The 21420-nt window shown below is 72.3% G+C and carries 21 protein-coding genes; 8 read left to right on the top strand and 13 right to left on the bottom strand.

The genetic code is table 11. The features are described 5' to 3' along the window. The first annotated feature begins 96 nt into the window (after positions 1–96). On the top strand, positions 97–930 hold the full coding sequence (locus MUY14_RS11160) for a hypothetical protein (RefSeq protein WP_247022885.1): 834 nt from the start codon (positions 97–99) through the stop codon (positions 928–930). A 17-nt stretch (positions 931–947) separates the two neighbouring features. On the opposite strand, the gene MUY14_RS11155 is transcribed toward MUY14_RS11160, so the two are convergent. Next, a complete protein-coding gene (locus tag MUY14_RS11155) occupies positions 948–1616 on the bottom strand; it encodes a TetR/AcrR family transcriptional regulator (RefSeq protein WP_247022884.1) in 669 nt (222 codons plus the stop codon). Positions 1617–1749: 133 nt separating this feature from the next. Between MUY14_RS11155 and MUY14_RS11150 the strand changes: the two genes are divergently transcribed. The 3 genes from MUY14_RS11150 (at position 1750) to MUY14_RS11140 (ending at position 4364) form a co-directional block, all read left to right on the top strand. After that, positions 1750–2658 (top strand): SDR family NAD(P)-dependent oxidoreductase, encoded by a 909-nt coding sequence (locus MUY14_RS11150; protein ID WP_247022883.1) that lies wholly within the window; start codon positions 1750–1752, stop codon positions 2656–2658. Between the two features lie 81 nt (positions 2659–2739). After that, complete coding sequence (locus MUY14_RS11145) at positions 2740–3588, top strand: helix-turn-helix domain-containing protein (RefSeq protein ID WP_247022882.1); 849 nt, start codon at positions 2740–2742, stop codon at positions 3586–3588. Then, positions 3585–4364: an SDR family oxidoreductase gene (locus MUY14_RS11140; RefSeq protein WP_247022881.1), complete on the top strand. Its 780-nt coding sequence runs from the start codon at positions 3585–3587 to the stop codon at positions 4362–4364. The genes MUY14_RS11145 and MUY14_RS11140 overlap by 4 nt, the downstream gene beginning before the upstream one ends. Here MUY14_RS11140 and MUY14_RS11135 read toward each other — a convergent pair. After that, positions 4349–4789, bottom strand: a complete 441-nt coding sequence (locus tag MUY14_RS11135; protein WP_247022880.1) for a MarR family winged helix-turn-helix transcriptional regulator — start codon at positions 4787–4789, stop codon at positions 4349–4351. The two genes, MUY14_RS11140 and MUY14_RS11135, sit on opposite strands and share 16 nt — an antisense overlap. Positions 4790–4853: 64 nt before the next feature. Between MUY14_RS11135 and MUY14_RS11130 the strand changes: the two genes are divergently transcribed. Next, the gene (locus tag MUY14_RS11130) at positions 4854–5543 is read left to right on the top strand and encodes an SDR family NAD(P)-dependent oxidoreductase (RefSeq protein WP_247022879.1); all 690 of its coding nucleotides are present in this window, start codon (positions 4854–4856) and stop codon (positions 5541–5543) included. Positions 5544–5579: 36 nt separating this feature from the next. Beyond that, on the top strand, positions 5580–7490 hold the full coding sequence (locus tag MUY14_RS11125) for a type I polyketide synthase (RefSeq protein ID WP_247022878.1): 1911 nt from the start codon (positions 5580–5582) through the stop codon (positions 7488–7490). Between the two features lie 46 nt (positions 7491–7536). On the opposite strand, the gene MUY14_RS11120 is transcribed toward MUY14_RS11125, so the two are convergent. After that, the gene (locus tag MUY14_RS11120) at positions 7537–8427 is read right to left on the bottom strand and encodes a class I SAM-dependent methyltransferase (protein WP_247022877.1); all 891 of its coding nucleotides are present in this window, start codon (positions 8425–8427) and stop codon (positions 7537–7539) included. Positions 8428–8506: 79 nt separating this feature from the next. Between MUY14_RS11120 and MUY14_RS11115 the strand changes: the two genes are divergently transcribed. Beyond that, positions 8507–9079, top strand: a complete 573-nt coding sequence (locus MUY14_RS11115; protein ID WP_247022876.1) for a TetR/AcrR family transcriptional regulator — start codon at positions 8507–8509, stop codon at positions 9077–9079. A 365-nt stretch (positions 9080–9444) separates the two neighbouring features. On the opposite strand, the gene MUY14_RS11110 is transcribed toward MUY14_RS11115, so the two are convergent. Continuing rightward, positions 9445–9924, bottom strand: a complete 480-nt coding sequence (locus MUY14_RS11110) for a hypothetical protein (protein ID WP_247022875.1) — start codon at positions 9922–9924, stop codon at positions 9445–9447. 186 nt (positions 9925–10110) lie between these two features. Then, positions 10111–12399: an FxSxx-COOH system tetratricopeptide repeat protein gene (fxsT, locus tag MUY14_RS11105; RefSeq protein ID WP_281506282.1), complete on the bottom strand. Its 2289-nt coding sequence runs from the start codon at positions 12397–12399 to the stop codon at positions 10111–10113. Positions 12400–12501: 102 nt separating this feature from the next. On the opposite strand from fxsT, the gene MUY14_RS11100 reads away from it, so the two are divergent. After that, complete coding sequence (locus MUY14_RS11100; RefSeq protein ID WP_247022874.1) at positions 12502–12996, top strand: polyketide cyclase; 495 nt, start codon at positions 12502–12504, stop codon at positions 12994–12996. Here MUY14_RS11100 and MUY14_RS11095 read toward each other — a convergent pair. The 8 genes from MUY14_RS11095 to MUY14_RS11060 all read right to left on the bottom strand — a co-directional run bounded on the left by MUY14_RS11095 (position 12984) and on the right by MUY14_RS11060 (position 21420). Next, a complete protein-coding gene (locus tag MUY14_RS11095) occupies positions 12984–14693 on the bottom strand; it encodes an ABC transporter ATP-binding protein (RefSeq protein WP_247022873.1) in 1710 nt (569 codons plus the stop codon). The two genes, MUY14_RS11100 and MUY14_RS11095, sit on opposite strands and share 13 nt — an antisense overlap. Continuing rightward, on the bottom strand, positions 14690–16372 hold the full coding sequence (locus MUY14_RS11090) for an ABC transporter substrate-binding protein (protein ID WP_247022872.1): 1683 nt from the start codon (positions 16370–16372) through the stop codon (positions 14690–14692). The genes MUY14_RS11095 and MUY14_RS11090 overlap by 4 nt, the downstream gene beginning before the upstream one ends. Before the next feature lie 10 nt (positions 16373–16382). Next, positions 16383–17378 carry an ABC transporter permease gene (locus MUY14_RS11085; protein ID WP_247022871.1) on the bottom strand — a complete coding sequence of 332 codons (996 nt, stop codon included), beginning with the start codon at positions 17376–17378 and terminating at the stop codon, positions 16383–16385. Beyond that, positions 17378–18301: an ABC transporter permease gene (locus MUY14_RS11080; RefSeq protein ID WP_247022870.1), complete on the bottom strand. Its 924-nt coding sequence runs from the start codon at positions 18299–18301 to the stop codon at positions 17378–17380. Before MUY14_RS11080 ends, MUY14_RS11085 begins: the two co-directional genes overlap by 1 nt. Positions 18302–18465: 164 nt before the next feature. Continuing rightward, on the bottom strand, positions 18466–19656 hold the full coding sequence (locus MUY14_RS11075; protein WP_247022869.1) for an acyl-CoA dehydrogenase family protein: 1191 nt from the start codon (positions 19654–19656) through the stop codon (positions 18466–18468). Between the two features lie 112 nt (positions 19657–19768). Further along, positions 19769–20278, bottom strand: a complete 510-nt coding sequence (locus tag MUY14_RS11070) for a 2'-5' RNA ligase family protein (RefSeq protein WP_247022868.1) — start codon at positions 20276–20278, stop codon at positions 19769–19771. Positions 20279–20297: 19 nt separating this feature from the next. Beyond that, positions 20298–20723: a VOC family protein gene (locus MUY14_RS11065; protein WP_247022867.1), complete on the bottom strand. Its 426-nt coding sequence runs from the start codon at positions 20721–20723 to the stop codon at positions 20298–20300. Continuing rightward, on the bottom strand, positions 20716–21420 hold the full coding sequence (locus MUY14_RS11060; protein ID WP_247022866.1) for an SDR family oxidoreductase: 705 nt from the start codon (positions 21418–21420) through the stop codon (positions 20716–20718). Before MUY14_RS11060 ends, MUY14_RS11065 begins: the two co-directional genes overlap by 8 nt.

Here is a 21420-nt window from a genome sequence, read left to right as displayed (position 1 = left end):
AAGTCGATGACCGCGGATCCCCGTAACAGAACGTGATCGGGCACCGACTAGTGATGAACAAGCTCACCATCGGTGCGAACAGGAGCCTGCCCGATCATGTTGACGACCCTCGCGGCGGACTCGGCCGGCATCGACACGAACGGCGTCGCGTTCAAGATCGCCCTTGCGGCGATCAGCGTGGTCGTCGGCGGCGTGGTCACCCTCGTGACCGACCGCATCAAGCGTCGCAACGATCCGCACAAGCAATTGTCTTGGGACGCGAGGACTGAAATCGGCCTGGCGCGAGCAGAAGATGAAATCGCGCAGCACCTCGGTATCACCTACAAGGGCAGACCGGTGCAAGACCTGGCCGTGATCGACTGCACCATCTCGAACACCGGCAACCGGGTCGTGAAGAACGAGCTGATCAGGTTCGCGGTCCCGGAAGGCGCCGTCATCGTCGAAGCAGCCTGCCGACCTCGGCCTCAACGTGAAATGAAGGTGTCCCGCGACACCGCCGAAGAAGAGTCGGATCAGGAAGCCGTGTTCCGGATCGGCCACATCGAGAAGGGGGCGTCGATCACCGTCAGGCTGCTGGCCACGGGGCAGGAAGCCCGCAACTGGACGGTGGTGGCGCACAACGACGAAGGGGACGTCGGCTTCCACTCACGGGAGGTCGCACGGGTGCGCGACGACCGCGAACACGTGGCCCCATTCACCAAGCTGCTGATCTTGTTCTTCACGGTTCCCCCGATCTTCGGGCTTCCCCTGTTCGGCCCCATCGGCGACCTGATGCAGGCCGCCGCCTGGTTCCTCATCGCCGTGCTCCTGATGCCCCACGTCACACCGACCGCCAGGCTTGTCCAGAATTTCCTGACCTCGCGTGCTCCTGACGGGAGATCCAATCCGAGCGTCGTGATCAACGGCTCGGTTCAAACCATCAAGACCTGATCCCGCCTCGACCCGGCTCAGCCGTTGCGGGACATGGCTCCCGCGATCAGCATCGCCAGCCCCTGCTGCAAAGCCGGTGCCAGCTCCAAGTGCAACCCCGCCAGCGCCGGGTCCACCTCGTACGCCGCCAAAGCGCTCGGCGAAGGCCGGCAGTGCGTCCACAACCCACCAGTCAGAATCATCGCCATCAGGCACACCGAAGACGCCTCCGCGCCCACCTCCGGGACGTACCCCCGCAGCAGCTCGGCCAACGTCTCCAACCCCGCCAGCGCCGACTGCTTGAAGCGCACCACGACATCGACCGACACGTTGTGCTCCAGCACCCCCGCCTGCGCGCCGATCAGGTCACACAGGACCGTCCGGCGAGCCAGGGACTGCGCGACCACCGCCGCGAACGCGTCGCCCCGCGCGGACGCCGGGCGGTCGCGGTCCACGCCCGCCGCCAGCTCCGCCGACACCTCCGTCAGCCAGTCCCGCAGGGCGCCGTCGAGGAGTTCGAGCAGGATCGCTTCGCGGGATTCGAAGTATCGCAGCACGTTCGACTTCGCCAGGCCGACCCGGCGGCTGAGCTCGTTGAGGCTCACGTCGGCCACCGGCATCTCGTCGAGCATGGCCAGCGCCGTGTCGAGGATCGTGCGCCGCCGCTCCTCTCGCTGCTCCGCGCTGCGCGCCCGCTGGAACGTCATACGACCAGCCTAACGCCCGCCGCGAAAATTTACAGACCGGTTGTCTCTTGACATCAGACCGATGGTTCCTTAGCGTCGGAGGTGTAACAGACCGCCGGTCCGCAAGGGCCGCCACCCGGAGGGACCCCCAGCCATGAGCAAGAACTGGACCGACCGCGACGTTCCCGGCCAGCAGGGCCGCGTCGCCGTGATCACCGGCGCGAACACCGGGCTCGGCTTCGACACCGCCAAGGTGCTGGCCGAGCGGGGAGCGACGCTGGTCCTGGCCGTGCGCGACGTCGAGAAGGGCAAGAAAGCCGCCGCCAAGCTGGGGGCGGACGCCGACGTCACCGTGCAGGAGCTGGACCTCGCGTCGCTCGACTCCGTCCGCGCCGCCGCGGCCGAACTGCGCGGGACGCTGCCGAAGATCGACCTGCTGATCAACAACGCCGGCGTCATGTACCCGCCGCGGCAGACCACCCGCGAGGGTTTCGAGCTGCAGTTCGGCACCAACCACCTCGGGCACTTCGCGTTCACCGGCCTGCTGCTGGACTTGCTGCTGCCGGTCGAAGGCTCCCGCGTCGTGACCGTCGCCAGCATCGCCCACCGCATCCGCGCCTCGATCCACTTCGACGACCTTCAGTGGGAGAACTCCTACGACCGCGTCGCCGCCTACGGCCAAGCCAAGCTCGCCAACCTCATGTTCAGCTACGAACTGCAGCGCCGCCTCGCGCCGCGGGGCACCACCGCCGCCGTCGCCGCGCACCCCGGGGTCGCGCGCACCGAGCTGATGCGCAACTCCCCCGCCATCGCCCGCGCGCTCTTCCCGGCCGTCGCGCCGCTGTTCACCCAGAGCTCGGAGCGGGGCGCGCTGCCGATCCTGCGCGCCGCGACCGACCCCGCCGCGCTCGGCGGCCAGTACTACGGCCCCGACGGCCTCGGCGGCTACCGCGGGCGCCCGCAGGTGGTCGCTTCGAGCCCGCAGTCCTACGACGTCGCGGTGCAGCGGCGCTTGTGGACGGTGTCGGAAGAGCTCACCGGGGTCAAGTTCCCGGTCGGCTGAGGCGTGGCGTCCACACCGGACCGACGTCCCTGGGGGTGACAGGACCAGGCACCGGCGCCGCCCGCGGCTTACCGTGAAGTGGTGACCGACGAACCGAACCTGCTGGGCGATCACCTCCGCGCCCGCCGGGAGCTGCTGACACCCGAGCAGGCCGGCGTCCCGGCCGGCGGCGTGCGGCGGGTGCCGGGGCTGCGCCGGGAAGAGGTCGCGCAGCTGGCCGGCATCAGCGCCGACTACTACCTGCGCCTGGAGCAGGGCCGCGACCGCAACCCGTCGCGGCAGGTCCTCGAAGCGATCGCCCGCGTGCTGCAGCTCGACGACGACACCACGGCGTACCTGATCGGCCTCACCGAGCACCGGCCCCGGAAACGGCGGCGCCGGAAGGAGACGGTCCCGCCCGGCACGCTCAAGTTCCTCGCGGCGGTCGGGCTGCCCGCGTTCGTCGAGGGCCGCTACCTCGACGTGCTGGCGGCCAACCCGCTCGCCGAGGCGATCTCACCGCGGCTCGTCGCCGGCGCGAACCGGCTGCGGGACGTCTTCCTCGACCCGGCCGAGCAGGCCCTCTTCCCCGACTGGCACCTCGCCACCCAAGGGCTCGTGGCGGGGTTCCGCCAGGCGGTCGGGACCGAGACCGACGACCCGCGGTTCATCGAGCTCGTCGGCGAGCTTTCCCTGGCCAGCAAGCGGTTCCGCGAGCTGTGGGCCCGCCACGACGTGGCGAACCGGCGCGGCGCGACCGTGCGCTTCGCCCACCCGCAGGTCGGGGAACTGGTGCTGAACCGGGAAAAGCTGCTGCTGAGCGACGCACCCGGGCTCGTGCTCGCGGTCTACCACCCCGATCCCGGCACCGACGCCGCGGACAAGCTGGCCCTCCTCGGTTCCGCCGCGCTCGCGCCGGCCCCACCTCTCCGGAAGGACGTTCGACCATGAGCAAGCTCGCCCTCGTCACCGGCGCGACGTCGGGCATCGGCCGGGCGTTCGCCGAGCGCCTGGCCGCCGACGGCCACGACCTGGTGCTCGTCGGGCGGCGCCAGGAACGGCTCGACGAGTTCGCCGCCGCCCACCCCGAGGTCGGGATCCGCACGGTGGCGGCCGACCTGTCCACCGACGACGGCATCGACGAAGTCGCGGAGATCGCCGCCGTCGAGCCGCTCGACCTGCTGGTCAGCAACGCCGGCGTCGCGCACTACATGCCGCTGGCCGACCTGCCCGCGGCGAAGGCCCGCGAACTGGTCAAGGTCAAGGTCCTCGCACCGACGCTGCTCGCCCGCGCGGCGGTCGCCGGCATGGTCGAACGCGGTCGCGGCGCGATCGTCAACGTGGCCGGGATGATCGCCTTCAGCGGGCCCGCCCCGCAGGCGCAGCTGCCGCGGCGGACCGTCTACGCGGGAACGCTGGCCCACCTGGTCACCATGTCCCAGACGCTCAGCGCCGAACTGGCGGAGACCGGCGTCCGGGTGCAGGTCGTGTGCCCGGGGGTGGTCGCGACCGAGTTCCACTCGCGGCAAGGTCTGGACCTCAGCGCGGTCCCGCGGATGAGCGCGGCCGACGTCGTTTCGGCTGCGCTGCGCGGGCTGGAACTGGGCGAGGTCGTGTGCGCGCCAGGCGTGGAAGACGCGGGGCTGCTGGAGTCGGTCTTCGGCGCGGAACTGGCCGCGTTCGGCGGGCAGAGCCCCGCACTCGCCACCCGCTACCGGCCGGCCTGATCGCCGGAAGCCTTCAGCAGCAACCGATGCAGGGTGTCCTGCTCGCGCGGGGTCAGCCGCGCGAGCAGCTCGCCCGTCACCGCGGCCGAGACCTCCTCCGTCTTCGCCACCATCACGCGCCCGTCCTCCGTCAGCGTCAGCACGTGCCGCCGGCGGTCCTCGGTGTCGCGCTCGCGGAGCACCCAGCCCGCCGCTTCCAGGCGGTCGAGCACCTTGACCAGGTCGCTGCGGTCGAGGCCGAGGCGGTCGGCGACGGACTGCTGGGACAGCGGGCCGTACTCGCCGACGCAGACCAGGACGTAGAAGTCGCGCAACGACGTGCCGATCGCCGCCAGCTCCTCGTCGATCCGCGCGACGCCGCCGCGGTGGAGGCGGCCCATCAGGTACGTGGGCCAGCGCAGCAGGGCACGAGGGCGATCGGACATGGCGCCGATCCTAGGCCAAGAAAGCGGGTTGGCACAATTGTAGGATTTCCCTACAGTAGGTGCCATGAACGAATCACCGGTCGCCCTCGTCACCGGCGCGAGCCGGGCGCACGGCCTCGGCTTCGCCGTCGCCCGTGAGCTCGCCACTCGCGGCTACCACGCCGTCCTCGCCGGGCGGAACCTCGAACAGACCCGCGAACGGGCCGCCGAACTCGTCGCCGAAGGGCTCTCCGCCGAAGCCGTGCGGCTCGACATCACCGACCCGGCCGACGTCGCGGCGTGCGCCGAGCACCTGCGCGCCACGGCCGGCCGCCTCGACGCGCTGGTCAACAACGCCGCGAACATGCCCGACTTCACCGTGCTGTCCCTGCTCGACGCGGACATCGCCGCGGCCCGCGCCTCCTACGACGTCGTCGTCCTCGGCCCCTTGGCGCTCGTCCAGGCCTGCCTGCCGATGCTCGAGGCCGCACCCGCCGCCCGGATCGTCAACGTCTCCAGCGGTGCCGCCGCCCAGATCGGGGCCGACGTCGAAACCGTCCGGGCGCCCGGGTACGCGCTGGCCAAGTACGCCCTAGAAGGCCTGACCACGGCCCTCGCCGCCGAGCTGCGCGGCGCCGGGATCCACGTCGAGGCGGTCGATCCCGGCTCAGTGGCCACCCACCCCGAACGCGGCGACGACGCCGACGACCGCATGCCCGCGGAAGCCGCGCTCGACATCGCCGCCGCGGCCACCGGTGAGTCCACAAAGGACTGATCCAGGCCGCTGCCGCTGGAAGACCACGGCCTGCAGGTGGTCGTCGACGGGCCGCGCTTCGACGCCTACGCCCGCCCGCACGCGGATCAGCCGTGGCGACGGCACGCCACCGGACGGCTCCGGCCGCCCGGCCCGCGGCCCGAGCCGTGGAAAACCGAGTGGCCACCGGCGGAAGCGACCGAGATCGACGTCGCCGCGGCCTACGAGCGGCACACCTACGGGCCCGCCTTCCGCGCGGTGAACCGGTTGTGGCGGGCCGGCGACGACGTGTGCGCCGAGATCGAGCTCCCGCCGGGCGTGGGCGGCTCCTTCGAGGTGCACCCGGTGCTGCTCGACGCCGCGGTGCAGGCGGCGGCGCTCGCGGCCCCGGGCACCGAACCGCGGATGCCGTTCCTGTGGAGCGGCGTCGAGCTGTACGGGCCGCGGATCCGGCAGGCACGGGTGCACGTCACCGCCGAGGGGCCCGGCACGGTCGGCGTCACGGTGTTCGGCACGGACGGCGTCCCGCTCGCGCGCGTGGAGTCGATGGTCACCAAGCCGGCGAGCCCGGCCGACACGATGCTGTACCGCCCGCGCTGGGTGCCGGTGGCGCCCGTTCCGGCGAGCGAGCCGGTGACCGTCGTCGAAGCGCCGTCCGGTGCCGTCCGCCCGGCGACCGCCGGCGCGTTGCGGCTCCTGCAGCAGCGGCTGGCCGAGCCCGGCCGGCTGGCCCTCGTGACGCGCAACGCGACCGGGCCCGAACCCGACCTGGCCGCCGCGGCGGTCTGGGGCCTCGGCTGCTCGGCGGCCGCGGAGTACCCGGGGCGGCTGACGATGGTCGACCTCGACCCCGGCGCGGCCGCCGACGTGCAAGGCCTGGCCGGCGACGGCACGGAACCGCAGATCGCCGTCCACGGCGGGGTGCCCCACGTGTTCCGCGTCGCGCGGGCCACGCCGTCGGCCGCGCGGCCGCTCGACCCGGCGGGCACGGTGCTGATCACCGGCGGCACGGGGGCACTCGGCGCGCTGGTCGCCCGCCACCTCGTCCGCGCCCACGGCGTCCGGCACCTCGTGCTGGTGAGCCGTCGCGGCCCGGCGGCTCCCGGCGCGGCCGAGCTGGCCGAGCTGGGCTCCGGGGTCCGGATCGTCGCCGCCGACGCCGCCGACCCCGCCGAGATGCGGCGCCTGGTCGAGGCGTGCGACCCGCCGCTGACCGCCGTCGTGCACTCCGCCGCGGTGGTCGACGACGGCGTCCTGTCCGCCCAGACGCCGGAGCGGCTCGACGCGGTGCTGGGCCCGAAAGCGGACGCGGCGCTGGTCCTCGACGAGGTCACGCGCGACCTTCCGCTGACGGCGTTCGTCCTGTTTTCCTCGATCGCCGGGACCTTCGGCAAGGCGGGCCAGGCCAACTACGCGGCCGCGAACCGGTTCCTGGACGCGCTCGCGTCCCGGCGGCGCGCGGCAGGCCGCCCGGCGGTGTCGCTGGCGTGGGGCCTGTGGGAGGTCGGCACCGGGCTCGGCGACCGGATCTCCGCGACCGCCCACCGCCGGATCACCGCGTCCGGCGTCACGGCGATCACCGCGGAGCAAGGATTGGCGCTGTTCGACGCGGCCCTCGCCTCGCCCGAGCCGGTCCTGATCCCGGCGCGCTTCACCCAGCCGCCGATGACCGTGAACCCGCGCCCGGCCACCGGTTCCCGCCCCTGGCCGCGACAGCCCGCCGGGGCCGAGCTCCGCGACCTCCTGCGCACGGAGGTGGCCGCGGTGCTCGGCCACCCGGACCCGCACGTGATCGCGGACGACCGGCCGTTCACCGAGCTGGGCTTCGATTCCCTGACCACGCTGGAGATCCGCAACCGCGTCACGGCCCGCGCGGGCATCGAGCTCCCGGCGGCGGCGCTGTTCGACCACCCGACGGTGGCCGCCCTCGCCGAGCACCTGGAGGCGAGGGTCAGCCCGCGACGCTGATCTCCGGGTAGGGGAAGTGTCCACCTGCACCTGGCCCCGCGGCCCGCTACCGGGTCCCGCTGACGTAGTGGACACCGCCCATGCGCAGGTCGTCGTCCGCGAGCGGCAGCCCGCAGGCGGCGAACAGCTCCCGGACGCTGGTGCCGTGTATTTCCCAGCCGAGGCCGGTCAGGTAGGGGCCGGCTTCGTTGCGCTCACCGAAGTAGCGCAGCCGCGCGTGGTCGAGGTCGAAGCCGTGCGCGCGCCAGCGTTCGGAAATGCGGTCGAGGCTCCTCTTGGTGGTTTCGTCGTCGCCCGGCCGCGGGTTCGGCCTGCTCTCGGTGGCGACCCGGCTCCCGTCCACGCTGAGTTCGGTGACGGTGTCGAGCAGGCGATCCTGTGCTTGCGGCGGGAGGTAGCCGAGGAGTCCTTCGGCGCTCCACGCCGTCGGTTGCCCCGGATCGAACCCGGTTTCCCGCAGCGCGGCGGCCCAGTCGTTCCGCAGATCCACCGCGGCCACCCGGCGCTCGGCTGTGGGGACATACGCCGCCAAGGTGCGCGTTTTGAACTCGGCGACCTGCGGCTGGTCGACCTCGTACACCACGGTCCCGGACGGCCAGGGCAGCCGGTAGGCGCGGGAATCCAGTCCCGAAGCGAGGATCACGATCTGCCTGATGCCGGCGTTCGCGGCATTGCGGAAGAAGTCGTCGTAGAACTTGGTCCGCACCTTGGCTCCGTCGATGGCGCTCCGGCCGACGAGGTCGCCGGGCGCCTTTTCGCCGGTCGCCAGCCGGGTCAGGAGATCGACCCCGACCGCCTTGACGAGCGGCTCGGCGAAGGGGTCGTCGACGGGCCCTTCACGGCTCGCGATCGCCCTCGCGACGGCGGCCAGGGTGGCGGTCGCGCCGACGCTGGAGGTGGGGTCCCAGGTGTCGCCGTCGTGCCTGGTGGATGTCATGTCCTGCCCAGCTTTCCGGGGTCCTTGCTTCGGCCGGACGTTAACGGGTTGGTGGGTGGGTTCACCTAAAGTGAGAGGGATGACCGCCCGCTTGCCTCGCACCGACGTCCGGGACAACCGCGCCCGCATCCTGTCCGCGGCCCGGACGGCGTTCGGTGCGGACGGTCTTGACGTCCCGGTCCGCGAGATCGCCCGCCGCGCGGAGGTCGGACCGGCGACGGTGTACCGGCACTTTCCGACGAAGGCCGCACTGGTCACCGAGGCGTTCGCCGATCAGGCGCGCGCATGGCGTTCCATCTTGGGCGAGGGCCTTGCTGACCCTGATCCTTGGCGCGGCTTTTGTTCCGTGGTCGAGAAGCTGTGCTCGCTTCAGGTGCGAGACCACGGGTTCATCGCGGCGGTCAAGACCGCGTACCCGCAGGCGCTGGACTTCGCGGCCATGCGCAGTTCGTCTCTGGCCGCGGCGGCCGAGTTGATCCGCCGCGCCAAGGCCACGGGCCACCTGCGCCCCGACGTCGGGATGACCGACCTGACCCTGATGATCATGGCCGGCAGCGGAATCGAGGCGGATCCCCCGGCGGCGCAGGCCGCGGCGGCCCAGCGCTTCGCGGCACACGTGATCCAGGCATTCCAGGCGCCGCAGGGACTGTAATCAAGAGCCCGTGATGGTCACTGTCTCGATGCGGTGGTGCGGTGCCGGTTCCGTGGAGAGTCCCCAGATCAGGGTGGCATCGCGAAGACGAGAGCCGACATACCGCTGAAGAAGGCTTGACGCCGCGGCGGGACGACCTTGCCTTCGCCGTGCTCGCCCATGTCGTACGAGCCACGCGGTGCCGATTCCTCGAGGTGGAGCAGATCGCCCGTCCGCGCAGCGCAAGAACCGGGAAGCGGTCGAAGTGCAACCAGAACATCACCAGCGCGTTCCGTCGGCCTTGGTACCAATGCCACTCTTCGGTCACCGACTCCAGCGTCGAGCCCAGCCGGGCTCGAAGCAGCGCCGTGATTCGGGAGCCGTCATCAGCTCGGGGACGGAAGCCAGTCGTCCGTGTCGCGGTGGCGGCCGAGCCCGATGGCGTCGAACTCGTCGAAGTGCTCGCCCTTGACCGCGCCGAGTCGCCGGAGCGCCTGGGAGATGGGGCTGCCGTCGGCCGGTGCCGGCTCTTCCGAAGCCGAATGCAGGGGGCCGAGCACCGTTTCACCGCCGGCCCACACCTGTGCGGACTGGGTTCCGCTCCCGCCGAAGTAGTCAGCCTCGACGTAGGCGATGGGACCGCCCGCCGAGCAAGTGGCCACTATGTCTGCGAACCCGGCGGGTACTTTCCAGAACCCGGCGAGTTCGCCCCCTCCGGCGGCCGTCACCGCGTCGAACAATTCGTCGGTCATCGGCAGCAACGACAAGTGCTGGCCGAGCGGGACGACCCACGCACCCTCCACCGAGCCCGCCACCGTCCGGAGCACAGGCTCGGTCGAAACGACAGCCTGCAGGAAGTACCCCATACCCGTCATTCTCGCTCACGATGCCGCACCGCACTCCGGAACTGCCCCCAGGTGCCGCGGACGCCGCCGATCGCCAAAAGCTCTGATCGACCTCGACGAGCGGTTCCCGGTGGTCGGCCGTCTGCTGGCCGGCGCCGAACGGGATGAGGTGTACGCCGAGCAGGTCGCCGGGCAACCGCAGTTCGCTCAGGCGGGTGGGGTCCGCCACTGGGCGAGGTTCTCGCGGGCGGCCACCGTGTCGGGGTGGTCCGGGCCCAGCACCCGCACGCGGTCCGGGAGCAGCTCCTCGAACGCGGCGGCCGCACCGGCCGGATCACCCGCCTCGCCCCGCCAGCGAGCGAGGTGACCGCGCGCGGTCAAGGTGTCGGGGTGGTCCGGGCCCAGCACCTGCACGCTGTCGGCGAGCAGTTCCTCGAACGCGGCCACCGCACCAGCCGGATCACCGGCCTCCCCCCGCCAGCAGGCGAGGTTGTTGCGGGTGGCGAAGGTGTGCGGGTGGTCCGGGCCCCACACCAGCAGCGCGTCGGCGAGCACCTCCTCGAACGCGGCCGCGGCACCGGCCGGATCGCCCGCCTCACCCCGCCAGCGAGCGAGGTTGCCGCGGGTGATCAAGGTGTGGGCGTGGTCCGGGCCCAGGAGCCGCACCATGTCCGCGAGCAACTCCTCGGACGCGGCCGCCGCACCGGCCGGATCACCCGCTCGCCCCCGCCAGTAGGCGAGGTTGCCGCGAGCGGCCAAGGTGTGGGGGTGGTCCGGACCCAGCAACCGCACCCGGTCCGCGAGCAGCTCCTCGAACGCGGCCACCGCGCCGGCCGGATCACCCGCGTGTCCCCGCCAGAACGCGAGGTTGCCGCGGGCGGTCAAGACGTCGGGGTGGTCCGGGTCCAGCACCCGCGTCATGTCGGCGAGCAATTTCCCGGACGCGGCCGCCGCACCGGCGGGATCACCCGCCTCGCCCCGCCACCGGGCGACGTGGCCGCGGACGGTCAAGGTATCGGGGTGGTCCGGACCCAGCTGCCGTTCAGCGGTGAACTGAAGCCGGAGGTGGTAGATCTTGGCCTCGGTGACCAGCCCCCGGCCGCCGAGGCTGGCCCCGGCCCGCAGCAGCACGGCGTGCGCGCCGGGTTCCCACAGGTGCTCGCCCGCGGCCTCGGTCAACGCCTCGGTGTTGGCGCGCAGCACCTGCCCCAGCGCGGTGTCGCGCTCGGGGTCCGGCCAGCTGTGGAGCAGCGCGTCGGCTGCCCTCCTCGCCACCGCCGCACGCTGCGGGACGGTCAGGGCGTCGCGGGTGGCGCGCTGCACCAACGCGTGGACCCGCACCGTCCGGGTGTCCGAACGCGGGTCCAGGGTGATCAGGTTCAGCCGGTGCAGGCACCCCAGCCCGTCGCGGGCCTGCTCGGCGTCGACGTCCCGTCCCGTGCGGCCGGTGAGCAGTTCGGTGATCGCGGGGGCGGTGAACAGCGCGGCCGGGATGCCGTTGGGGTCCAGCACGCCGGCCACCTCGAGCAGGGCGCCCGCGATTCCCGGCGGTTCCAGCCGGTCGGCTTGCTCCACGGACAACGACCACGTCGTGGCCACGGTCGCGCGGTGCTCGTCCGGCAACCCGTCGTCTTCGGGCAGCAGTGACGCGAGGGTGCGCCGGCGGCTGGTCCACCGCGCGAGGTAGTCGCCGCACGTCAGGCCGCGGTCCAGCAGGTACGCGGAGGCCTGCGCCAGCGCCAGCGGCAGGTGCCCCAGCCGCGCCGCCAATTCGACCGTCCCCTCGGCCAGGTGGGGCTGGTCGGCCAGCGCGGCCCGCAGGTACGCCTCGGCCTCGTCCGGGGTGAACACGTCGACCTCGACCAGCCGTCGGCCGGGCCCGCGCAACGCGGCGTCCCGGCGGCGGGTGGTCACCACTGCACGCCCGCCCGGGGTGGCCGGGGGCCACAGGCCCCGCAGGTCGGCCGGGTTCTGCACGTCGTCGAGCACGATCAACCACCGCGCCGAACCGGCGGCCAGCCATTCCAGCAAGCGCCGCGCGCCCTGCTCGGGGTCGGTGTCCTCGAGGCCGGTCAGCTCGGCGGCCACCCGGGCGTAGCTGGACACGATCGCCTCCCGCGACCCCGCCGTCACCCACACCCACACGTCGACCTCGCCGTCGTCCCAGAGCCGCTGGGCGTAGTCCAGTGCGACCTGTGTCTTGCCGACACCGCCCAGCCCGGACACCACACCGGTGTGCACCCGCGGCTGACCGGTCGGCACCGCGGTGTCCAACGCCGCCACCAGCCGGCGCGTCGTCCCCACCCGATCCTGGAAGGCCGCCGCCTGCTGCGGTGCCACCCCCGCCCGGTACGGCAGCGACGCCACCGGGCGGGACGGCGGGTGAACGTGCACGTCACCGTGGACGTCGCGAACTTGGACCAGGTTCCCGGACACGCCGCCGGCCACGTGGTTGGCCGGCCCACCCTCGGGCGGCCCGGCGGCACGGTCACTCATCGATCCAGTATCGCGACTTCCGGCAGGTTTTCGCCGCGCCGGTGTCGAACGGCGGCCGACCCGTTCGTGGTCCGGGTGAGAGCCCCCGAGAAAGGACCCGACATGCCGGACCACGAGAACGTGCACGCGACCCTGACCTTCCCCGTGCCCGCCGAGCGGGTGTTCGCCGTGCTGGCGGACCCGGCGGCGCACGCCGCCATCGATGGGACCGGCTGGGTGCGGGAATCCGTCGATCCTGCGCCGCTGAGCGCGGTCGGGCAGCTGTTCCGGATGGACATGTTCCACGGCAGCCGGCCGGTCGGGGAGTACCAGGTGGTCAACCGCGTCGAGGTGTTCGAGGCGCCGCGGGCCATCGGGTGGGTGACCGGGCACCGGAAGGGGGACGGCGAGCTCGAGTTCGGCGGGTGGGTCTGGCGGTACGACCTGGCGCCGCTCGGTGCGGAAGCCACCGAGGTCACGCTCTCCTACGACTGGTCCGCCGTGCCCCAGTACATCCGCGACCGGGGCATCCGGTTCCCGCCGTTCGGTCCCGGGCACCTCGAGAACTCGCTGCGCCACCTCGCCGGGCTCGCCGCGGCCGCTGCTCAGCGCAGCTGACGCCAAGCCTCGCGGCGGCGGCGTTGCGCGTCCGGGTCGGCGACCGGTGCCGCCGACAGGAGGCGTTGCGTGTACGCGTGCGCCGGGGCGGTCAGGACCTCCTTGGCCGGGCCCTGCTCGACGACGTGGCCGCGGTGCATCACCGCGACGCGGTCGGCGAGCTGTTCGATCACCGCGAGGTCGTGGCTGATGAACAGGCAGGCGAAGCCGAACTCGGACCGCAGGTCGCGCAGGAGGTCGAGGATCCGGGCCTGGATCGTGACGTCGAGCGCGCTCGTCGGCTCGTCCGCGACCAGCAGGTCCGGGCGCAGGGCCAGGGCCCGCGCGATGCAGGCCCGCTGCCGCTGGCCGCCGGAAAGCTCGTGCGGGTAGCGGGCGGCCAGCGACGGCGACAGCTGGACCGCCGACAGCAGCTCCGCGACCCGTCCGTCCACTTCGGACGGCCGGACCGCGCGGTGCAGCCGCAGCGGCGTCGCGACGCTCTCCCCCACCGTCGTGCGCGGGTTGAGCGAGGACAGCGGGTCCTGGAACACCATGCCGATCCGCCGCCGCAACGCCTTCGCCGCCCGGCCGCGGACCCGCGTGAGGTCGGTGTCGCCGATGCGGACGGTGCCGGCGGACGGCGCGAGCAGGCCGGTGACGGCCCGCGCGACCGTGCTCTTGCCCGAGCCGGACTCCCCGACCAGGCCGAGCACCTCCCCCGGCTCGACGTGCAGGTTCACGCCCTCGGCGGCCCGGACCGCCAGCGCGCGGAACCGGCCGCGGTAGGTCACCGAGAGGTCTTCCACCCGCAGCAGCGGGGCCTCGGCGGGTACGTCCGGGACCGACGCCGACGCCGGGTGCTCGGCCGCGGCGACGTGCGCCGGCCCGACCGAGACGTCGTCGGCCAGTGCGCGTTCGAGCCCGGCCGTGGCGGCCCCGCCGAGTGAGATGACCGAGCCGAGCAGCTGCCGGGTGTACGCCTCGGCCGGGGTGGCGAAGATCGTGCGGACGTCGCCCTGTTCCACGACCAGGCCGTCCTGCATTACGACCACCCGGTCGGCCAGGTCGGCGACCACGCCCATGTCGTGGGTGATCAGCAGGATCGCCGTGTCCAGCCGGGACCGCAGGTCGCGCAGCAGTTCGAGGATCTCGGCCTGCACCGTGACGTCCAGCGCCGTGGTCGGCTCGTCCGCGATCAGCAGCTTCGGCTCGTTCGCCACCGCCATGGCGATGACGACGCGCTGCAGCTGCCCGCCGGACAGCTCGTGCGGGTAGGACCGGAACCGCTCGCGCGGCTCCGGCAGCCCGACCAGGCCGAGCAGCTCGATCGCCCGGTCCCGGGCGGCGGCCGCGGTGAGCGGCTGGTGCGCGCGGATCGCCTCGACGAGCTGGTCGCCGAGGGTGAACACCGGGTTCAGCGCGCTCATCGGCTCCTGGAACACCATGCCGACTTCGCCGCCGCGAACTTCCCGCAGCTCGGCCGGGGTCAGCGCGTAGAGGTCCCGCCCGGCCAGCTCCGCGCGCCCGGACACTTTCGCCGTGGGCGGGAGCAGGCCGAGCAGGGACATCGCGGTGACCGTCTTGCCGGAGCCGGACTCCCCGACCACGGCGACGACTTCGCCCGCGCGGACCTCGTAGCCGACCCCTCGGACGGCTTCGACGTCCCCGAACGAGACCGCGACGTCGTGCAGCCGCAGGAGCCCGGCTCCGGTCACTGGACGATCCCGAACTTGCGGTAGTCGACGTAGGCCGGGAACCGCCCGATCTCGACGCCACCGACCTGCGAGCCGTGCAGGAACGAGTTCCGCGTGTAGATCAGCGGCACGACCGGCGAGTCGGCGAGGATCTTCTTGTCCAGCGCCGCCCACTTCTTGCCCGCTTCCGCCGGGTCCACGGTGGCCTGTGCTTCGGCGATGAGCTTGTCGACCTCGGGGTTGCTGTACCGCGACTCGTTGTACCCGCCGTTGCCGATCTCGGTGGACTGGAACAGCGGCTGGATGTTCGCGTTGGCCGACGGGATGTCCGGCTGCCACGAGGTGAGCGTCAGGTCGAAGTCGGACAAGCCCTTGGTGTCCACTTCGGACGTGTAGGTGTCCTCGTCGAGCGGCTTGATGGAGACCTTGATGCCCGCCCGCGCCAGCGAAGCCTGGATCGCCGCGGCCTTCTCCGGGAAGCCCCGCTCGTTGTGGGTGGCCAGGACCAGGCCGTCGAGCCCGTTCGGGAAGCCCGCTTCGGCGAGCAGCTGCTTGGCCTTCGCGACGTCACCGGAGGGCGGCGCCGGGTACAGGTCGTACTGCTCGCGGCCCTGCAGGCCCGGCGTGATGAGCGTGGTCGCGACGTCGCCGGCCAGCTGCGCGCTGCCGGAGCTGGCGACCTGGTACGCGGCCTTGTCGACGGCGTACTGGAAGGCCTGGCGCACCTTCGGGTTGGTGAGGGTGCCGCGCTGGGTGTTCAGCGAAAGGTAGGCCAGCGCCCCGGATTCCGACGTCACCAGCCGCGACTTCGCCGACGCGTTGCCCTGGATCTGGGCCAGCTGCGCGGGTGAGGCGAACGACATGCCGAAGGCGGCGCGGTCCTTGCCCGTGTCGTCGACCAGGCGCTTGGAGATGACGCCGGTGTCCTGGCCGAGCTCGAAGTCGATGGTGTCCGGGTTGGCCAGCCGCGTCTTGTCCTCGTCCCGGCTCCAGTTCGGGTTGCGCGTCAGCTTCGCCGACTTGCCGCGCTCGTAGCTCTGCAGCTGGTACGGGCCGGACGCGACCGGGTGGTCACCGTAGTTGGCCTCGGCGCCCTTGCCCTTCGGCACCGGCGAGAACGCCGGCGTGCTGGCGACCCAGTTGAAGTCGCCGTACGCGCGGGCGAGGTGGAAGACGATCGTCTTCGCGTCCGGCGTCTGGATGGTGTCGAGTTCCTTGCCGCCGTCGAACGGGCCCTTGTACGCCAGGCCCGGCGAAAGCAGGTCCTTGTGGTATGCCAGGCCGCCGGAGAACGCGGCCGCGAACGAACGCTCGAGGCCCCACTTGACGTCCTCGCTCTTGATCGGCGTCCCGTCGGCGTACTTCAGGCCGTCCTTGAGCGTGAACGTCCACGTCTTGCCGCCGTCGCTCGGCCGCCCGGTGTCGGTGGCCAGGTCGGGCACGATCGTGGTGTCCTTGCCCGGCGCGACGTCCCACGACGTCAGCCGCCGGTGGATCAGGCCGAGCGTGGTGACGACGAGGTTCGAGCTCTTCGCCGGGTCCCAGGTGATCGACGGCGCGTCGTTGAGCAGCACCAGCGTCCCGCCCGGCTTGACGGTGCCGCCCGGCCCGGCCGGTGTGTCGTTGGCGCCGCACGCCGTCAGCAGCGTGACGGCCGCCGTCACCCCCGCGGCGAGCGAGAGCCAGTGTCCCCGTTTCATCGTTTCCCCTTCAGACGAGGCGAGCCCGCGGATCGAGCGCGCCGTAGCAGAGATCGACCAGGAAGTTCAGGACCGTGACCAGCAGGGCCGAGAACAGCGTCACGCCCAGCAGCACCGGCAGGTTGAGCGAAGCGATGGCGTCGACGAGCAGCCGCCCGACGCCGGCCATGCCGAAGATCCGCTCGGTGATCACCGTCCCGGCGAGCAGCCCGCCGAGGTCGACGCCGAACACGGTGATCACCGGCAGCAGGACGTTGCGCAGGGCGTGCCGGCCGACGACCTTGCGCTCGGTGAGGCCCTTCGCCCGCGCGGTGCGGATGTAGTCCTCGCCGAGGGTTTCCAGCATCTGGCCGCGGGTGAGCCGCGCGTAGATCGCCGCGTGCAGGAACGCCAGCACGAACCACGGCAGCACCAGGTGCCACGCCCACTGCGCGGGGTCTTCGGTCAGCGGCACGTACCCGTTCTTCGGGACGACGTCGAGCGCGAAGGCGAAGATCGTGATGCCGATCATCCCGGCCAGGTAGGCGGGCATGGACACGCCGGCCATCGCGGCGGCCATCGTGATCCGGTCGGCCGCGGTCCCGCGGCGCAGCGCGGAAAGCACGCCGAGGCCGACCCCGAGGACGATCCAGATCGCCGCCGCGCCCAGCGCGACCGAGAAGCTGACCTCGATCCGGTCGCCGATCTCGCTGAGCACGTCGACGTTGTTCTGGAAGTCCCAGCCGAAGCACGGCGCCGTGCAGTGGATCGCCGCGGCGCCGGTGCCGAACGTCCGGCCGCCGAGGATCCCGCCGAGGAAGTCGGAGAATTGGCGGTACCAGGGGACGTCGTAGCCCATGAACTCGCGCGCGAGCCGGAGTCCTTCGGGCGTGCACGGGCGGCCGCAGGCCATCCGCGCGGGGTCGGCGGGCAGGACGTAGAACACCACGAACGTCACGAAGGCGACGACCAGGAGCACGAGCAGCATCCCGGCGAACCGGGTGGCCACGAAGCGGGCGGTGCGCATCAGGCCGCACCGCCCGACCGCGGGTCGAGCGTGTCGCGGATCGCGTCGCCGACGACGTTGAAGGCGAGAGTGACGAGGAACAGCAGGAGCCCGGGGAAGACGAGGTACATCGGGTCGGTCTCGAAGAAGTCGATCGCCGTGCTGATGGTGCGGCCCCAGCTCGGGGTCGGCGGCAGCACGCCGACGCCGAGGAACGACAGCGCGGCCTCGCTCCCGATCATCGACGGGATGGCGAGGCTCGCCACGACGATGACCGGTGCCCACAAGTTCGGCAGGAGCTCCTTGGTGAAGACGTGCCACGGACCGCCGCCGATCACCCGCGCCGCGGCGACGAAGTCGCGCTTGGCCAGCGTCAGCGTCTGCGCCCGGACGATCCGGGCCACCCGCGGCCAGCCGAACAGCCCGAGCACGACGATCAGCGTGACCTGGCGCGGGAAGTCGACCGGCAGGACGGCGCCGAGCGCGATCATGAAGATCAGGTACGGGAAGCCCAGGATGACGTCGGCGGTCCAGGTGACCAGCCGGTCCCACCAGCCGCCGAGGTAGCCGGCGCTGACCCCGATGAGGACGCCGAGCGCGGTGCCCAGCGCGGTGGCGCCGAGCCCGACGAGCAGCGACGTCCGCGCGCCGTGGGCGACGAGCGCGAAGAGGTCGACGCCGGTGAGGGGCTCGACGCCGAACCAGTGCGCGCCGCTCACCCCGCCGAGCGCGCCCGCCGGCAGCCCGGTCGGGCCGAGCGTGGCGATGTCCGGGGTGAGGCTCTGCCCCTCGGCCAGCGCGAACAGGTCGGCTCCGGCGGCGAGCAGCACGATCAGGACGACGAGCAGCGCGCAGCCGGACGTCCACCGCCCGGACCGGACGGCACGCCACACCGCGGCGGGCAGGGAACGCGCCGCGAGCGGCGGGAGGGAGGGGGCGGACACAACACCTTCAAAGTTCAGCCGATCGGGTGACGATCGGGGACTTTAAGGAGGTGTGCCGGTGATCGTTCAACCGTCTCACCAGGTGGACGGCAAGTAACGCGCCCCCGTACCCTTCCGTCCGGTTCATCCCGGTTTTCGGTCACGATGTGGTCGCTTTCGGCGGCTCACGTGTACCAGGTGGGCTCCGGCAGCTCGCCGCGCAGCGCGTAGACGCCGACCTCGCGCCGCTTGTACGCCACCGGGTCGTGCAGCGAGTGCGTGCGCAGGTTCCGCCAGAACCGGTCCAGCCCGTGCTTCGACGCGCTCGCCCGGGCGCCCGTCAGCTCGAAGATCTTGGTCCCGATCTCCAGCCCGGTCTCGATCACGCGCTGCTTGGCCGCCGCGATCAGGACCGCCAGCTCGCCGCGGACCTCGGGGGTCAGGTCCTCGCGCGGGGCGTGCAGCACCGCCGAGATCGCCGCGCCCGCCTTGTCCGTGAGCGCTTCCGCGGCCCACAGCTTGGCCTGGAGGTCGCCGTAGCCGTCGAGGATGTACCACTCGTCCGCGGCGGCGTCCTTGTCGTCGCCGCCGTAGGGCCACGGGCGGGTGCGCTCACGGGTGTACGCCAGGCCCGCGTCGAGGGCGCCCTGGGCGATGCCGAGGTAGAAGTTGGTGAAGACCAGCTGGATCGCCGGCACGTTGAGCGTGTTGTAGGTGAGCGGCCGGAACTCGCGGTCGACGTACCCGGCGGCGCTCGCCCACGGGACGCGGACGCCGGTGATCGTCACGCTGCCGGATTCGGTGAGGCGCTGGCCGATGTTGTCCCAGTCGTCGTGGAAGACGATGCCCTCCTGGGCGGACGGGACGATGGCGAAGACGTGCTCCTCGGTCCCGGCCAGGACGCCTTCGAGCACGGTCAGGTCGGAAACCCGGCTGCCCGTGGAGAACGACTTGTGTCCATTGTAGACGAGTTCGTCGCCGTCCTCGGTGATGGTCAGGTCGGAGTCGCGGGGGTTGACGGCGCCGCCGAAGAAGAAGTTGTTGCTCGTGTACAGCTCTTCGACCGCCGCGATCTGGTCGTCGGTGCCGACCAGCCGCGCGGCCCAGGCCCAGAGGTAGTGGTAGCCGAGCAGCTGGCCGATCGAGCCGTCCGCGCGGGCGATCTCGCGGGTCACCCGGTAGGCGGTGTCCCAGGTCTGCCCGCCCCCGCCGTGCTCGGGCGGGCCCAGCAGGGTGACCAGGCCGGCCTCCTTGAGCAGCCGGACCTCTTCGAACGGGGTGGCGTTGCGGCGGTCGCGCTCGACGGCGTCGACGGCGAGCTTCGCGGCGACGTCCTTCGCGATCGCGATCCAGCCGGTCTTTTCCTTGGTCGTCAACGGCTTTCCCTTCGGTGCGCGGTCATGATCCCGAGTACACCGGCGAGCCGCGGGGGTGTCAACGGGAGTCCGCGCGCTGGGACCGGGCCGTCCCATAGTCCGGAGTGGATGGTCAGCGGCGCCCGGCGAGCGGCACACTGGCGACGTGCTCCCAGGGGCCGCCGAGGTAGCGCCAGACGTCGAGCCCGGTCGCGGTCGCGGTGCGGGGACCGGGGTCGCGGCGCACCGCTTCGAGCGTCGCGGCGGCGACGTCCGGGCGCACCTTGTTCTGCACGGTGACGTGCGGGGCGAACCGCTGCGCGTCCTGCCGGGTGAGCCAGTCCTTCCACCGCGCCCGCAGTCCGGCGTGCAGGCGCAGCAAGGGCTCGGCGGTGACGTCGAGCGCGACCCCTCGCCCGAGCGACCGCGCGCCGGTGACCGTCAGCTCGAAGGGCTCGACGTCGCCGGCGACCTCGGCGCCGTCGGCGAGCACCGCCGCCAGGTGCTCGCCCGGGAGCGCGTGGAACAGGGTGAGGTGGGCGTCGACGACCAGCCGCTCCGGCGGGAACCACCGGCGCCGCAGCGCGTTCCACGCCGCTCGGGCGGTTTCGTCGACGGCGAGGGTCACGACCAGCGGCGGCACGCGCCGAGCATACGACGGGTCACCCTCCGGCGCGCTCCTGGACGATCCACGTGTTGCCGTCCGGGTCGGCGAAGTCGAAGAAGCTCGCGTAGGCACGTCGTTCCGGGTCGGGGCCCGGCGCGAAATCGCCCTGCCAGTCCGCGGACTTCTTGTGCCGCAGCGGCCCGGCCGGCACCCCGCGGGCGGCGAGTTCTTCGCGCGCCACCTCGATGTCGGGCACCACCAGGTAGTGGTCCCGCGCCGTGCCCGGGGCCGCGCCGGTCAGTCCGACGCCGAACTGGATGGCGGCCGCCGAACCGGGCGGGGTCACCTGGACCACGCGGAAACCGGCGTGCGGCCGGTAGTCGACGTCCAGGGCGAAGCCCACCTTCGCCGTGTAGAACTCGACCGCGCGGTCGACGTCCGCGACCGGCAGGGTGAGGACTTCGATGCGGAACTCAGACAAGGGGCTCACCCCCGTCGACGGCCAGTGAGACCCCGGTCAGGAACGTGCTGTTCAGCGCGAACACCACGGCCTCGGCGATCTCCTCCGGACGCCCGACCCGCCGCACCGGGCTCGTCGCTTCGCGCGTGGCGAACAGTTCGGCCTTCTTCCGCTCCCCCAGCCCGTCGTAGGCACCGGTGTCGACCGTGCCCGGCGAGATCGCGTTCACCCGCAGCGGTGCCAGTTCCACCGCCAGTCCCCGGACCAGCGCGTCCACCGCGGCGTTCGTCGCGCCGACGGCGAGCATCCCGGCCGCCGGTTTCCGCGCCGACGACCCCGAGAAGAACACGAACGAGCCGTCTTCGGGCAGGCGCGGGGCGAAGTGTTTCGCCAGCAGCAGCGGGCCGAGCACCTTGACGTCGAACGACTTCAGCACGACGTCGTGCGCCAGGTCGCCGACAGCGCCGCGGGCCCGGGCCGACGCCGTCGAGACGACGTGGTCGACCTGGCCGAGCCGGCCGGCCAGCGCGGCGATGGACGACTCGTCGGTCAGGTCGACGAACTCGGCCTCGACGCCCGGGTCGTCGTACGCCTTCGCCAATGCCTCCCGGTCGCGCCCGGCCACCACGACCCGGGCTCCGGCCGCCCGCAGCGCCGAGGTCACCGCGCGGGCGATGCCACTGCCGCGGCCGATGACGAGCACCCGTCGATCGCTCAT

The sequence above is a fragment of the Amycolatopsis sp. FBCC-B4732 genome (assembly GCF_023008405.1).
In the GTDB taxonomy this organism is placed as follows: domain Bacteria; phylum Actinomycetota; class Actinomycetes; order Mycobacteriales; family Pseudonocardiaceae; genus Amycolatopsis; species Amycolatopsis pretoriensis_A.
The sequence above is the reverse complement of the archived record's forward strand: the minus strand, read 5'-3'. Positions and strand labels throughout refer to the sequence as shown.